The organism is uncultured Oscillibacter sp. (assembly GCF_950073225.1).
Taxonomy (GTDB): Bacteria; Bacillota; Clostridia; order Oscillospirales; family Oscillospiraceae; genus Oscillibacter.
In genome coordinates, this window is the sequence record NZ_CATMPS010000003.1 from 1 (window position 1) to 14,354 (window position 14,354).

Sequence of the window (14,354 nt, forward strand, 5' to 3'; positions counted from 1 at the left end):
CGTAGACCCGAACCCGCCTGTAGACCCAGACCCGCCCGTGGACCCGGACCCGCCCGTGGACCCGGACCCGCCCGTAGACCCGAACCCGCCTGTAGACCCTCTCCCGGACCTTCCCGTAGAACTTCCGCCGTCCTATGTCATTCCCAGTACTCCTTTAGTCCCTGGTACTATTACGAATGTCGGTATCGAGGAAACCCCCGCCGTGGAGAATCACCAGATTTTCACTATCACCACTATCCCGGAATTTGCCCGTGCGGCGCTGGAATTTGATGCTGGCAATACGATGGCCCAGGTAGTTCGGGATTTGTTCGGTACATATACCCCCAAGGTCCAGACCGTCACAACGTATATGGACGGTGAGCCTATCGCCGTCGAGGAGCAATACGTCCCCGGCGTTGCCGGAATGGATTTCGAGTGGTTAGCCGGGTTCGCCGTGTTCCTGCTCATTCTGTATTGCCTGTTCCGGCTCCTGGGAGGAAGTGTAAAGTATGGTTAATATGACGGAGTTTTTTACAGTTGTGCTTACCACCATAGCTGATTTCCTGGGCCGTGACCCGGTGATTTATCTCTTTGCCCTTATCTGCTTGTCCCAGCTTATCAAGGTGTTTCGGCAGCTCCTGCCTTAACATAGTTTTTCCCGGCCGGAAAAACAGCCCTTTCAATAAAAACGATAATTCAAAAAAGGAAGTGAAAAAATGGGCGATTCTACTGCTACCACCGTCACTCTGGCTTCGATGCTCTCCATGATTGGCGAGGTATTTGAAGCCGCTATCGGCTGGGTCAGCGTCGTTGCCGATACCATCATGGCGCACCCCCTCCTGCTGGTGGGCTGTGTGCTCGGCTTCATCGGCGTTGGCGTCGGCCTGTTCCGCCGGATGTTCAGAATGTGACCCGCATGGGGGCGGCGGCGGAGCGAAAGCCCGCCCCGCCCCCTCCGCTCCTTTTTGAGCGTGCACTTTCAATGATTTGAGGTTATTTACATGAAGTATGTATTCTGGATAGCCCTTCCATCATCTTCTCCATGCAGTCCCCGCAAAGGATATTGACCGCTTTCGTAGCTCGCACGCTCTGCCCGCAACAAGGGCAAATCAGCTTTTCCGGCCCTTAGGCCTCTCCCATATTTCCCAGGCACTTCCGTGCTCTCCTTACATTTATCATTATAATGCATGAAGCATATAAAGTCAAGAAAATTATGCCTCATGAAGCATCCGCTCGAGTACAAATATGCTTCATGAATTTGTGCAATTTGACGGCTTGACGTGTAACGGTTTTCTGTGCTATCCTGTAGCAAAGAAGGTGGTTCCTATGGTAAGCAAGGCTCAAAGCAAGGCAAGCAATAAATACCGTGCAAAAGCGTATGACATGATACAAATAGCGACTCCCAAAGGCACCCGTGACCGCTGGCGTGCTCTTGCGGAGCAGGAAGGAAAATCCCTGACCGCCTACATTGTCAGCCGTGTCGAGGGCGCATACGTCCACGCAGAGGAAATCATTGACGCTCCCGCCTCCTCCGCAGACCCCGCCCAGGAGCCCCATAAAGGCCCCTCTGCGCCCTCTGAACCCTGACCGTTGCCCGGATACCCCCGCCTCTCTGGACGCTCCTCTTTTTCCCACGGAAAAATCTTCCCATAACCTCAAAGCAAAACGCCAGGGCTTAGCCCCGGCGTTCTGTCTTATCCATATCTTTTTGAATCTACACTTTCAAAAATTGGAGGTTCCAACATGCACAAGGAAAAGAGATACAGCCGCATGACATGGATAGACCGCCTCAACATCGAGAAAGTATTCAATGCCGGAGCCTCCTACCGTGCCATGTCCCGTAAACTGGGCTTCTCCGTTTCCTCCCTTCACTATGAGGTTCAGCGTGGTTTATATGACCATCTGGACAGCAAAACTTGGAACACCCTAAAACGCTATTCCGCCATGATAGCCCAGGATAACGCAGATTGGCAGGCCTCCGCTAAAGGCGGCGCCGTTAAGCTGGGCCATAATCACGCCTACGCTAAGGCGGTTTCCTCCCGTATCCTCTCCGGTGAATCCCCGGACCAGATTGTAGGAGCGTTCCAGACACAAGACCAATGGACCGTTTCCACGTCTACCCTCTACCGCTACATAGACAAAGGCTATATCCCAGGCGTAACCAGCAAGGACCTCTGGCAGAAGTCCAAGAGGAAGAAGCGCAAGCATAGAAAAGTCCAAGCCTCCAAGGCCCCCAAGGGGACCAGAATTGAACGCCGCCCCCTGGTCATAGACAGCCGTTCTACCTTCGGACATTGGGAAATGGATATCGTGATAGGCAAGGCCAGAGGCAAAAAGCAGTCACTTCTGGTCCTCACCGAACGCCGGACCCGCTTTGAAATCATCTTCCGGACCTCCGCCAAGACTTCCGCCGCCACGGTCTCCGCCCTCTCCCGTATCGTCTCCCGCTTCCCGGAAGGCACCTTCAAAACCCTCACCGTAGACAACGGCTCTGAGTTCCAGGACGCAGACGGTATTCAGGTCCTGGTTCCTGGCCTTTACTACTGCCACCCGTACACGTCCTGCGAACGTGGCTCCAATGAAAACGCAAACCGCATTATCCGCCGTTTCCTCCCCAAAGGAAAAAGTATGCGGAACGTAAGGCAAAAAGACTGCGATGCAGTTGCCCGCTACATGAACAACATGCACCGCAAAGTTTTAGGCTACCGGACCGCCGCCGAGCTCTTTGAGGAGGAGCTTGCCTGCCTCCGCCAGGACAGCGCCGCCCCGGCCTCCGTCTAGGCCCCGCCTCGCCGGGGTTCTGCCAACACGCCCCATCGCCTCCGGCTCGGGGCCCGTCCTCGCTCTGGCCCCTGCTCCTACCCCCATCTCTCCTTACTGAAAAATTTTTGGGGAAAATGTTCGTTTACTCTTGACAATTCACGCGTATTTATCCGGTATCCGACTGTTGGGTTCTACTTCTATTTTATTTGAATATTCGAAAAGCTCACCGGCGCAAATTGACAGGGACAAAGAAACGCGGCGAACAGAAGCGGTCAAAGGAACCATATCTTCCGCCCTTCGTGTCCTGGGGGGGCAGGGCGATACGGAAAGCCTCTATCTCAACGGCGGCAGTCATACCCGCGTGGCGCCGGCGTTGTTCCAAACCGATTTTGGGAAGCCATTTCCTTATAAGCTTATCAACAGGTCAAATGTGGTAGCCCACGCTTTTCAAATATTCCACGCTGGCCTTCACGTCCCGCAGGCTCCCTTCCACATTCCTGGGGTCCCGCTCCTGCTCGATGGTAATATAGCCGCTGTAGCCGATATCCTCCAGCGCCTGTTTAATGCCGGGATAATCCAGGCTTCCCGTACCGATGGGGCACATGGCTCCCTTGCCGCAGCCGTCAAAAAAGCGGATATGCTCGTTCAGCACTTCCCGGTAGACCTTCTCATTGACGTCTTTAAAATGGACATAATCCAGCCGGGAGGCGTATTTTTTCAAATATTCCGCCGGGTCCATATGCGAATAGTAGAGATGCCCCGTATCCAGGCACAACCCCGCCGTCTCATAGGGGATGTCCCGGACCACCGCCGCAATCTCGTCTTCGAATTCAATATAGCTTCCGGCGTGGGGGTGAATGACGGGCCGGACGCCGTACTTGTTAGCCCGTTCGCACACTGCCCGGAGGTTCTCCATAAAGCCGGACCACTCCTCGGCGGAAAGTCTGGGGGCCCGGTCGGGGTGGCCTGCGGCGTAGTCCCGCCGGTCATGGCCCCAGTCCATAACCGTCATGTAGGGCGTGGGAAATTTCTGCCCCTGATGGACCGGCAGCTTTGGCAGGGCCGGGTCCGTAATCAGGCGGCAGATGTCGTCTGCCGCTTTCAGGACGCTTTCCTGGTTGGCAGGGTCCAGCAGGTCGTGGAAGATGGTGCCCGCCACAATGGCCACGCCGTTCTTCCGCAGTTCGGCGGAAACCGTTTCCGCGTCAATGGGCAGATAACCATAAGGCCCCAGCTCAATGGCGCTGTACCCCGCCAGGCCGGCCTCTTCCAGTACCCGCCGCCAGGGGGGCAGATAGGGATTTTGGGGGTCGTCCACGCCCCAGCAGCAAGGTGCGCCGCAGATTTGAATCATGCTCATTCCTCCCAATTATTTCGAACGCCAACGTTCAGCCGCAATATTTGAAAACCACGCCAGCCGGCTTTGTTTATTGTGCACAGTTTTTCTCTTCAAAATTTGTGCGAATCGTCCGGTTTGCCGCTGGACTTTTTGTGAAAACCTGATATCCTAAGAACTGCAATCCCAAGTATGAAGGAGGCGATTCGTATGTTTAAATGGTTCCAAAGCCTTGTCAGCATCCGCTATCAGGAGCTGAACCGGATGCGCCGCGAATTGCGCCGCGAGGCAAAGAAATAAGCGCCCGGACCTTTTCCGGCGGCACACATAAGATATCGGCAAAAGAACGCCTCCCCAGCGGAAAAATCCGCCGGGGAGGCGCATTTTTCATGTCCGTTTCGAGGCGGTCCCACCGCGTCGAGATTTTCCGCGCCCGCCTGCCCTCTATTCCGGCAGACTGTCTTCTATAACATCCAGAAGAATCATGCGCGTATACATGAAGTCTTTCAGTATCACCCCGTCGTCATGCTTCGTATCCTCTTTCAATACGCAGTACGACAAGCGCCCCTTCAGCCTGGCGCTTCGGGGCTCACGAACGCTGTCGATCCAGTCGGCCATTTCCCCTTCGCCAAACAATTGAATGGAACTGGATTCTTTTCCATCAGGCGATTTTGCAGTGGCGCGGATGCCGGAGACGTCTCCAACCTGCAGGCCCAAGCCCTTGCAAAGAGCTACCTTTACAGAACTAGTCTGATTTGGAGTCAGCAGCATATCCAGTATAATCTCTTGTCCGTAGTATTTATAAGGCCGGCGCAAAAAGCCTCTCAGAATTTCGTAGTCGCCGCCCTCCGTATCGGAGGGCAGAGTCCGCAAAGAGTCCTCGATCGCACGATCTTTTTTCAGTTCGTTCATCAAATCCTGGGTTACTTTTTTGCCAAGATCGGCGGGAGTTGTGAACGAGCTGACCACATGCGCCTTCTTTAAGCGGGTTTTAAACGCTTCTAATTTTTCCGCGCCCTCCCCTTTATCCACAAATCTGGAAGCAATCGGATGGTTTTCATCCAATATGTAGATCAGCACCGGAATCCTGTTTTTTACCGCCTCGTCATACTCCAGCTCCGTAAACGATTTCCCGCTGTCCTCCTCCACGCTTCCGTAACGCATGCCGATGATCCCGATATAAAGCTTGCATTCACGCACAGTCTGTAGGCACTTATCCAAAGGTCTCTCAGGCGTTGAGCCGAAAAACTCCATTCCCTTGATGGTCTGGTTCATATAAATAATGCTCCGTTCCACCTCATCCCTATAGGCCTTTAAATCCTCATAGGTAGACGACACAAATATGGGGACGTTCATACGCTCCTGAGTCGTGGCCATGGGTTTTTCCTCCCATTCTTTTGTTCTTGGCGTTCCTTACGCCGCCGGCCGTGATTCTCCCCGCGCTCTCACGGGCAGACGGCGGCAGGGCGCCTGCCGCTCGTCTACAGTATACAACAAGTTCCCCCGCCTTTCAACCAGATCCGGCAAACCGTTATCCCGGCAGCAGCCCCGGCACGAGTTCCGCCAGCAGTGCCGCCAGCTGGGCATGGCCCTTCCGGGTCAGGTGCATCCCGTCCACGGCGTTAAACTCGCAGTCCTTGGCGTCTAAGTAGTGGGCTCCCACCAGCCGGGCGGTCTTCTTATAGTACTTATGCAGCTCCCGCGTCTTTTCCAGGCAGCCCTTTCCCATAGGCTCCCCGCACTCCGCCAGCTCCATCTCCGGGCGGATGGGAGGCGGACAGACAATCAGAATATTGGGCGCGTGATCCCCCCAGCAGTCCACGCTCTGGGCCTTGCGGACCAGCCGCTCCATGCCGATGGCGATGCAGGAGGCGTTGGCCCCCAGACGCTCTTTGGAGTCGTTGGTGCCCAGCATAATGATGAGAAGATCAACCGCCTCGTGGCTTTTCAGCAGAGAGTACACAACCGTGAGGGCGTCCATCGTCTCATGGAGGGGGTCCTGGAACACAGTGGTCCGGCCGCTGAGGCCTTCCTCCGTCACCAGGACGTCCGGCCCCAGGGCCTTTTGGAGGAGGCAGGTCCAGCGCTCGTCCTCGTTGAAGCGGCTGCCTCCGTCGGCGCAGTCGGCCGGGTCGGCGCAGTAGCCGTGGGTGTTGGAATCTCCTAAGCAGAGGATGTGCTTTTTCATCGTCCATCTTCCTTTCTGTCTGCGGTAAGCCAGCCTGAAATTTACCCTATGTGGTATAAGTTAGCAGGTTTTTCCGGTTTGTCAAGGCATACAATCAAATTCTTTTCCGAATTTTGAGGGTAAATTCACCAAAAATCGAAATTATTTTTGAAACTTTCCCTAAATATTCTTGTCTTACGAAAATCCGTCCGATTTCAATTGACAAAAGAAGGGAGTCCTTGTATAATTTACACAGTGAGCCGGCGATCGGCCGGTTCATTTTTTGTAAGGATTAAAAGGAGGATTTGCGATGAAAAAAATGCTTGCTCTGCTGCTGGCCATGGTTATGGTCCTGGGGCTCGCCGCCTGCGGCAAAAAGGACGATACCCCGCCCCCCGACGACGACCAGACCCAGTCCGACACCCAGACCCCCGAGACCCCTGAGGAGCCCGCCGCCGCCGGCGAAATTACCCTGTGGACCTACCCCATCGGCGACTGGGGCAAGGAAGACAAGGTCAAAGCCATCACCGATGCCTTCACGGCCGACACGGGCATCTCCGTGAAAGTGGAGTACTTAGCCTACGCCGACGGCGATGACAAGGTCAACTCCGCCATCACCGCGAAAAACGCGCCCGACCTGATCATGGAAGGCCCCGAGCGCCTGGTCACCAACTGGGGCGACAAGGGCTATCTGGTGGACCTGAGCGACATGTTCGACGACACGGACAAGTCCGAAATCAACGCGGCGGCCATGGCCGCCTGCACCCACCCCAACGGCTCCGTCTATGAGTATCCCCTGGTTGTCACGGCCCACTGCATGGCCATCAACCTGGACGCTTTCAAGGAAGCGGGCGCCGACCAGTTCCTGAACCTGGAAACCCACACCTGGACCACCAGCGATTTCATCAACGCCGTGGACGCGCTGTATGAGCACTTCCAGGCTCCTGTGGGCGCCGTGTACTGCAAGGGCCAGGGCGGCGACCAGGGCACCCGCGCCCTCGTCAACAACCTCTACGGCGGCACCTTTGCCACCGCCACCCACGACCAGTACACCTGGAGCGACCCCGCCAACATCAAGGCGCTGGAGCAGCTCAGAAGCATGCCCGGCATCGCCTTCGACGCCTCTCTTGAGGGCGGCGACGAGATCAAGGTCTTCTATCAGGGCATTCTGAAGATGGCTTTCTGCTGGAACATTGCCCAGCAGCTCAACCCCAACCAGGCCGACACCGGCGCGGGCCTCACCGCCAACGGTGAAGAGATCGTCTTCATGGGCTTCCCCTCTCAGGGCGGTTCTCCCGCTCTCCAGGGCGGCATCTGGGGCTTCGGCATCTTCGACAACGGGGATGAAGCCCGAATCAACGACGCGAAAACCTTCATCAAGTGGATGTGCGACTCTGAGCACACCGTGGAAGCGGTAAAGACCGCCAACTACTTCGCCGCCCGTTCCGCCGCCGAGGGCACCGACCTCTCCGACATCTGGGCCGACAACGAGATCATGAACGAGTACCAGGTCCTCATGCCTTACTTGGGCGACTACTACCAGGTCACCAAGGGCTGGGCCGGCGCCCGTACCGAGTGGTGGACCATGCTCCAGGAGGTTGGCGAGGGAGCCACTATCGCCGAGGCTGTTTCCATCCACGCCGAAAAAGCCAACGCAGCCGGCTAAGCATTTCCATACACCGTCAAAGAGATAAGGGTTTTTGCGCCCCTCTCCCGCGAAGGGCGGGAGAGGGGCGCGTTCTACCTCAGGAGGCCCTGCCCTGTCGAATCCAGTCGTAAAGGAGTGTTGATCTTGGCAAGACAGTCCCATCCCACCATGAGCCGCGCGCTGCAGCGGCGGGAGAACATCTCCGGCTACCTCTTCCTGCTGCCCAGCCTGATTTTCTTCATCGGCTTCGTGGTCATCCCCATGATTATCTGCATCGTTACCAGCCTCACGGACGCCAACATGCATGACCAAGGCATGTTTGGAAACTTCATCGGCTTTTCCAACTTCACCAATCTGCTAAGCGACGAAACCTTCCTGGAGGCGCTGAAAAACACCTTCATCATCGTCATCGTCAGCGTCCCCACCGTGTGCGCATTCTCCCTGTGGGTGTCCTCCGTCATCTACAAGCTCAGCGGGCCCGTGCTCTCCGCCTTCCGCTGCATCTTCTACCTCCCCGTGGTCACCGGCTCCGTGGCCGTCACCGTGGTGTGGAAGTGGATGTACGACAACTACACCGGCATTTTCAACCATGTCCTCAAGGGCGCGGGGCTCATCGACCAAAACATCAACTGGCTGGGCGACTCCAAGTACGCCCTCTGGTGCATCATTTTGATCCTGTTCACCACCTCCGTGGGCCAGCCCATCGTGCTGTACGTCTCCGCCCTGGGCAATGTGGACCAGACCCTCATTGAGGCCGCCGAGGTGGACGGGGCCAACGGCTTCCAGGTCTTCTGGAAGGTAAAGTGGGCCCAGATGATGCCCACCACCTTGTATATCCTGGTCATCACCACCATCAACTCCTTCCAGTGCTTCGCCCTCATCCAGCTGCTGACCAAGGGCGGCGCGGGAACCAACACGGTGATGTACCATATCTACTGGACCGCCTTCAAGCTGACGGAGCAGGCGGGCCACTTCGGCTACGCCAACGCCATGGGCGTGGTGCTGGCCATCTTCATCGGACTGCTGTCCGCCCTCCAGTTCAAGCTGGCGAAAGAAAAGTAAGGGGGTGCTGGTATGAAAATCGAAACTGGACAAGGCCGGGCGTATAAAATCGCCTCCATCATCATCCTGGTCATTCTGGCGTTCCTCTTCACCTTCCCGCTGTATTGGATCGTCACCGGCGCCTTCAAAAACGGCGGGGATATCAACGCCACCAAACCCATCTGGATTCCCACCGAATGGGTCATGAACAACTTTGACAAGCTGATGAAGCAGCGCAGCGTCCCCCTGTGGGAGATCTACCTGCCCTTCGGCAGCTTCTTCAACGGCGGGAAAAAGGTGCTTCTCACCGCCGGGCCGGAGGCCCCCGCCGCCATCCGCTGGCTCATCAACGCGGTGCTCATGTGCGTGCTGGCCATGCTCATCACCTGCCTCACGGCGGCTATGGCGGGCTATGCCCTGGCGAAGAAGCGCTTCAACGGCCGGGCCATCCTGTTTTCCCTCATCGTCTGCGCCATGGCCCTGCCCAAGCAGGTCATCCTGATCCCTTTGCTGAAAGAGATGTCCGCCCTGCGTCTGTACGACAGCCTGTGGGCGGTGATCTTCCCCACCGTGGGCTGGCCCTTCGGCGTGTTCCTCATGAAGCAGTTCTCGGAGAGCATCCCCGGAGAGATTCTGGAGGCCGCCAGAATTGACGGCTCCAGCGAGTGGAATACCTTCTCCACGGTGGTCATGCCCATGATTAAGCCGGGCATCGGCGCCCTGGCCATTTTCACCTTCATCAACTGCTGGAACGACTACTTCATGCAGCTGGTCATGCTGGCCAGCGGCAGCAACTTCACCATCCCCCTGGGCATCGCCACCCTCCAGGCGGAGACCTCGGTGGACAACGGCCTGCTGATGGCCGGCGCCACCCTGGCGGCGGCTCCCATCATCATCGTCTTCCTGATTTTCCAGAAGTACTTCACCCAGGGCATCACCATGGGCGCGGTGAAAGGATAGCGCGATGATTTACGCCAAACACAAGGACGCCCCGGCCTACCGGGGCATCCACCCCAACCTGGACCTGGCGCTGGAGCATATCACGCCGGAGTTTTTGGCCTCCGTGGGTTCGGAGCGGGTGGAGCTCAAGGGCGGCGTCTACGCCACCCGGTTCACCTATGAGACCGTGCCGGCGGAAGAGAGCTTCTTCGAGGCCCACAAAAAGTACCTGGACATCCACATCATGGCGGAGGGCTCCGAAAAGGTGGAAATCGCCCCGCCGGAGACCCTGGCGGAATTCGACCGGGTAGAGGCCAACGACTTCTACGCCTACCGGGGTGAGGGAGACTATAAGCTGATCCTCTCCCCCGGGGACTTCCTGGTGGTTTTCCCCGGCGACGCGCACCGCATCAAGATGCAGGTGGACGGGCCGAAGACCGTGAGCAAGGTGGTCTTCAAGGTGAAAATTTATGACTAGGAGTGACAACATGAAAGACCTTTCCAAATACCAGGGTATCTTCCCCGCCTTTTACGCCTGCTATGACCAGGACGGCAAGGTCAGCGCCCCGGCGGTCCGGGCCCTGGCGAAGTTCCTGCTGGACAAGGGAGTAAAGGGCCTGTATGTGGGCGGCTCCTCCGGCGAGTGCATCTACCAGAGCGTGGCCGAGCGGAAGGAGACCCTGGAAAACGTCATGGCGGAGGTGGGCGGCAAGCTGACCATCATCGCCCATGTGGCCTGCAACAACACCGCCGACAGCCGGGAGCTGGCGGCCCACGCCGAGAGCCTGGGCGTGGACGCCGTGGCCTCTATTCCCCCTATCTACTTCCATCTGCCCCCCAAGGGCATCGCCAAGTACTGGAACGACATCTCCGACGCGGCCCCCAACACGGATTTTATCATCTACAACATTCCCCAGCTGGCGGGCGTGGCGCTGTCGGTGCCCCTGCTTCAGGAGATGCTGAAGAATCCCCGGGTCGTCGGGGTGAAAAACTCCTCCATGCCTGTCCAGGACATCCAGATGTGGCACGACGAGGGGGCCCTGGTCTTCAACGGCCCGGACGAGCAGCTTCTCAGCGGCCTGGCCGCCGGAGCCGCCGGAGGCATCGGCGGGACCTACGCCGCCATGCCGGAGCTGTACCTGGAGATCTTCCGCTGCTTTAAGGCCGGGGAGATGGAAAAGGGCCGGGAGGTCCAGAACGAGTGCTGCCGCATCATCTACAAGATGTGCTCCACCCAGGGCAACATGTACGCCGTCATCAAGGAGATCCTCCGCCTTCAGGGCGGACCGGATATCGGCGGCGTCCGGGCGCCTCTGCTGGCGCTGGAGCCCGGCGATCAGGCCATCATTGTTCAGGCCCACGAGATGATCCAGGCCGCTATCGCGAAATACTGCTAAGCGAACCCCCCGCTTTTCCTTGGAAAAGCGGGGGGTTCGTTTGTGGTGAGGACGGTCCGCAGTCTTCCTTGGGCCGTGTTTTGCCTGGAACAAGAGGGCGCGCGCCCTTACAGCGCGGCTTTGCGCACCCGCTCCAAGGCTTGCTCCACCGCCGGAATCTTGATGACAAGGACGGTGACGGCCGCCTCCGCCAGTAAATAGCTGTAGTTGTAAATGATGGGGTAAAGGTTCCGCAGGGCCAGGGGGAAGTTTTCCGGCATGTAGTCCATCCAGTAGAGGTAGCCCCCGATGGAGTGGAACACCCCCCGGGCCAGCACCGCCGCGATGTAGCCGGTGAGGAGGCTGTTCTTCTTCCCCCGGAAGAGCCCCGCCAGCCCCAGGGCGGCGAAGGCCAGCACATAGTCGCAGCAGACCTGGAACAGCGTCAGGAAATAGGGCTCCTGCAAAAATTGCAGAATGCCGTAGGCAAAGCCCACCAGCATGCCGGTCTTGACGCCGTACCAGTTGGCCACCAGCACGATGAAAAGCATGCTCAGCAATGTGACGACCCGCCGTAGGGCAGCTTGAACACCTTGATGAAACTGGTTACATAGGCCAGGGCCACGGCCATGGCGCAGTAAGCCAGCTGCTTGGCGGCAAAGCCCTTTTTCCCGCCCCGGTCCGCCAGGGCCAGGCCCGCCAGAATGCTTAGCACCAGCAGCGCGGCGCTCAGCGCGTAGCCCGCGGTGGTGAGGCCTCCCTCACCGTTGACAAACAGGTTCAGCATGGGATGATGTTCCTCCTTGTTCCGACCGCGAAACTGACGGCAATCCAAAAAGCCCTCCCGAAACCGGGAGGGCTGTTCCTCATGCGGAAAAAAGCATGTCGGTTCATGACGGCTCCCTACGTTGGCATTACCCAAATCAGGTTGTGGGTCGAAGCGTTCGCTTCCTCTCAGCCCGCTTCCGCGAGCTCCCCAGTTCACGATCTTATGTAGTTTGTAACAAGATTATAGCACGGCCAGCGGCCCGGCGCAAGCCTTTTTTGCATGGCCCGGCCTCCCCCGCGCCGCGATTACCTTTCGTATTATCGCAGGAAATCCTGCGTTTCGCCTTTGAGCAATTTGTCGGTTTTTGACACGCCGCCAGGAAACATGTCACAATCCGGCGCATGAACGTCCTTCGCTCCGCCGGTATTTTTACAGCTTTCTTCCCTTTCCGTGCGTTTTTCCGCCGCTTCCCGAAAAAGCCGCCCAGTCTCTCGTAATTTACATAAAATTTTTCATAAAAGGCTTCTACAAAAAGTTATTCACACTTTCCACAGAGTTTTCCACAGGGCTGTTTCCCAAAGTTTTCAGGTTTCTCCGGTTGTCTTTCGGGCTGGAAAAAATTTACATACACACTCCTGCCATCCGCCTTTTGGTAGTTTAGTTTACATAAAACATAAATTTGCAAAAATTTCTCCACCACTTTTGAAAACTCGCTCTGGACATCCGGATTTTTTGTTGAAAAAGGGGAAGCTTCCACGGAAAAAAACCAGGGCGTGAAAGCAATCATGCAAGACGTGCGGATAAATCCGTCCAGCGGGAATGATATATTGCGTGACAAAACGGCGGAACCGTACTATAATAAGAGCCGCAAAACGCAAAAAGGCCCCGAGCCGGGAGGTAAACAATGGAAGAACACAACAATCTGAGCGTGCTGATCGCCATGAGCGGCGGCGTGGACAGCTCGGCGGCGGCCTATCTCATGCAGGCGGGGGGCTTCCGCTGCCAGGGGGCTACCATGCGCCTGCTGGAATCGGACGACGGCCGGAACGCCGCCGACGCGGAGTCCGTCTGCCGGCGGCTGGGCATTCCCTTCATGACGCTGGACATGGCCCGGGAATTCCGGGAAGACGTTATTGAAAAATTTGTCCGGGTCTATCGGGCCGGGGGCACCCCGAACCCCTGCGTGGACTGCAACCGGCGCATGAAATTCTCCCGGCTGATGGAGGCGGCGGACGGCGCGGGACTTCATTACGTGGCCACCGGGCACTATGCCCGAGTGGGCCGGGACGCCGGGACGGGCCGCCAGCTTTTGAAAAAAGCGCTGGACGCCGGGAAAGACCAGAGCTATTTCCTCTACACCCTCACCCAAAGCCAGCTGTCCAGAGTCCAATTTCCCTTGGGCGGCATGGAAAAGCGGCAGGTCCGGGAACTGGCGGAGCGCCTGGGCTTTGTCAACGCCCGGCGGCGGGACAGCCAGGACATCTGCTTCATCCCCGGAGGGGACTACGGCGCGTTCATCGAATCCTGGACCGGAGAGGCGTTTCCCGCCGGGGACTTTCTGGACCGGGAGGGCCGGGCCGTGGGGCGGCACCGGGGAGCGATCCGCTACACCCTGGGCCAGCGGAAGGGGCTGGGCCTTTCTATGGGCGAGCCCGTCTATGTCTGCGGAAAGGACATGTCCGCCAACACCGTCACCGTAGGGCCGGAAAGCGCACTCTTCGTCCGGGAGATCCTGGTGGAGGATCTGAACTGGATTGCCATAGAGGGTTTGGATTCTCCCCTGCGCGTGGGAGCCAAAACCCGCTCCCGCCAAGCGGAACAGGCGGCGGAAATTTTCCCGGAGTCCGGAGGGCAGGTCCGCGTTGTGTTTGACCGGCCCCAAAGAGCGGTAACGCCGGGCCAGGCGGCGGTATTTTACAGCGGGGACGCCGTCGTGGGCGGCGGAACCATTGTGGAAGCCGGAACGGAAAAGGAGAACGGTCATGAGCTGTGAAAACTGCGGAAGCTGCCGGGGAGGCTGCGGCCTGCTGCTGACGGAGGCGGAGCTGGCGCTGCTGCGGCGCTTGGGGGAAACGCCCTTCCTCCCCATCGCGGCGGCCTTCGACAGGAAGACGCCGGTGTACCTGGAAGACCCGGAACGTCCCCGGGAGCAGTCCGCCGCCGCCATCCAGGGCCTGGCGGCAAAGGGGCTGCTCTGCCTGGACTACGACATCCCCCTGAAAAACTTCGACTACGCCGCCTATCGGGACTATCCCCTTCACGGCAGCATCGCCCTGACCGGGCGGGGCCAGGAGATCCTGGAGCAGATTGAGATTCAAGGAATCGAGGAGTGACGC

At 57.9% G+C, this 14,354-nt stretch carries 16 protein-coding genes and 1 riboswitch; of the genes, 11 read left to right on the plus strand and 5 right to left on the minus strand.

Annotated features, from left to right (window positions below):
- From Q1M04_RS02885 to Q1M04_RS02900, 4 genes are all read left to right on the plus strand, one after another.
- The coding region (locus Q1M04_RS02885; protein WP_300446435.1) for a hypothetical protein at positions 1 to 496 on the plus strand (496 nt) is incomplete at its 5' end.
- A gap of 199 nt (positions 497 to 695) precedes the next feature.
- Entirely contained in the window at positions 696 to 890 is a 195-nt protein-coding gene (locus tag Q1M04_RS02890; RefSeq protein WP_297997051.1) for a hypothetical protein, read from the plus strand.
- A 472-nt stretch (positions 891 to 1,362) separates the two neighbouring features.
- Positions 1,363 to 1,566, plus strand: coding sequence for a hypothetical protein (locus tag Q1M04_RS02895; protein WP_300345863.1), 204 nt, complete (start codon positions 1,363 to 1,365; stop codon positions 1,564 to 1,566).
- 156 nt (positions 1,567 to 1,722) lie between these two features.
- Positions 1,723 to 2,760 carry an IS30 family transposase gene (locus tag Q1M04_RS02900; RefSeq protein WP_297997054.1) on the plus strand — a complete coding sequence of 346 codons (1,038 nt, stop codon included), beginning with the start codon at positions 1,723 to 1,725 and terminating at the stop codon, positions 2,758 to 2,760.
- Positions 2,761 to 3,166: 406 nt separating this feature from the next.
- Here Q1M04_RS02900 and Q1M04_RS02905 read toward each other — a convergent pair whose 3' ends face one another.
- The 3 genes from Q1M04_RS02905 to Q1M04_RS02915 form a co-directional block, all read right to left on the minus strand.
- Positions 3,167 to 4,096: a sugar phosphate isomerase/epimerase gene (locus Q1M04_RS02905; protein ID WP_297997056.1), complete on the minus strand. Its 930-nt coding sequence runs from the start codon at positions 4,094 to 4,096 to the stop codon at positions 3,167 to 3,169.
- Between the two features lie 426 nt (positions 4,097 to 4,522).
- Entirely contained in the window at positions 4,523 to 5,455 is a 933-nt protein-coding gene (locus tag Q1M04_RS02910) for a DUF4062 domain-containing protein (protein WP_297997058.1), read from the minus strand.
- 154 nt (positions 5,456 to 5,609) lie between these two features.
- Positions 5,610 to 6,266 (minus strand): GDSL-type esterase/lipase family protein, encoded by a 657-nt coding sequence (locus tag Q1M04_RS02915; protein ID WP_295756834.1) that lies wholly within the window; start codon positions 6,264 to 6,266, stop codon positions 5,610 to 5,612.
- A gap of 289 nt (positions 6,267 to 6,555) precedes the next feature.
- Between Q1M04_RS02915 and Q1M04_RS02920 the strand changes: the two genes are divergently transcribed.
- The 5 genes from Q1M04_RS02920 (at position 6,556) to Q1M04_RS02940 (ending at position 11,270) form a co-directional block, all read left to right on the plus strand.
- A complete protein-coding gene (locus Q1M04_RS02920) occupies positions 6,556 to 7,911 on the plus strand; it encodes an ABC transporter substrate-binding protein (RefSeq protein ID WP_297997060.1) in 1,356 nt (451 codons plus the stop codon).
- 150 nt (positions 7,912 to 8,061) lie between these two features.
- The gene (locus tag Q1M04_RS02925; RefSeq protein ID WP_295756950.1) at positions 8,062 to 8,955 is read left to right on the plus strand and encodes a carbohydrate ABC transporter permease; all 894 of its coding nucleotides are present in this window, start codon (positions 8,062 to 8,064) and stop codon (positions 8,953 to 8,955) included.
- 12 nt (positions 8,956 to 8,967) lie between these two features.
- Positions 8,968 to 9,894, plus strand: a complete 927-nt coding sequence (locus tag Q1M04_RS02930; RefSeq protein ID WP_297997062.1) for a carbohydrate ABC transporter permease — start codon at positions 8,968 to 8,970, stop codon at positions 9,892 to 9,894.
- A gap of 4 nt (positions 9,895 to 9,898) precedes the next feature.
- Entirely contained in the window at positions 9,899 to 10,351 is a 453-nt protein-coding gene (locus tag Q1M04_RS02935) for a YhcH/YjgK/YiaL family protein (protein WP_297997064.1), read from the plus strand.
- Between the two features lie 10 nt (positions 10,352 to 10,361).
- On the plus strand, positions 10,362 to 11,270 hold the full coding sequence (locus Q1M04_RS02940) for a dihydrodipicolinate synthase family protein (RefSeq protein ID WP_293281704.1): 909 nt from the start codon (positions 10,362 to 10,364) through the stop codon (positions 11,268 to 11,270).
- Positions 11,271 to 11,377: 107 nt separating this feature from the next.
- Here Q1M04_RS02940 and Q1M04_RS16095 read toward each other — a convergent pair whose 3' ends face one another.
- Positions 11,378 to 11,800 carry an energy-coupled thiamine transporter ThiT gene (locus Q1M04_RS16095; RefSeq protein WP_366131505.1) on the minus strand — a complete coding sequence of 141 codons (423 nt, stop codon included), beginning with the start codon at positions 11,798 to 11,800 and terminating at the stop codon, positions 11,378 to 11,380.
- Positions 11,801 to 11,802: 2 nt separating this feature from the next.
- A complete protein-coding gene (locus tag Q1M04_RS16100) occupies positions 11,803 to 12,036 on the minus strand; it encodes a hypothetical protein (protein WP_366131461.1) in 234 nt (77 codons plus the stop codon).
- Between the two features lie 94 nt (positions 12,037 to 12,130).
- Positions 12,131 to 12,238: riboswitch (TPP riboswitch) on the minus strand.
- Positions 12,239 to 12,922: 684 nt separating this feature from the next.
- Here Q1M04_RS16100 and mnmA point away from each other — a divergent pair.
- Both mnmA and Q1M04_RS02955 read left to right on the plus strand, forming a co-directional pair.
- Complete coding sequence (gene mnmA / locus Q1M04_RS02950) at positions 12,923 to 14,011, plus strand: tRNA 2-thiouridine(34) synthase MnmA (protein ID WP_297997067.1); 1,089 nt, start codon at positions 12,923 to 12,925, stop codon at positions 14,009 to 14,011.
- A complete protein-coding gene (locus Q1M04_RS02955) occupies positions 14,001 to 14,351 on the plus strand; it encodes a hypothetical protein (RefSeq protein WP_204790377.1) in 351 nt (116 codons plus the stop codon). Before mnmA ends, Q1M04_RS02955 begins: the two co-directional genes overlap by 11 nt.
- Positions 14,352 to 14,354: the final 3 nt, after the last annotated feature.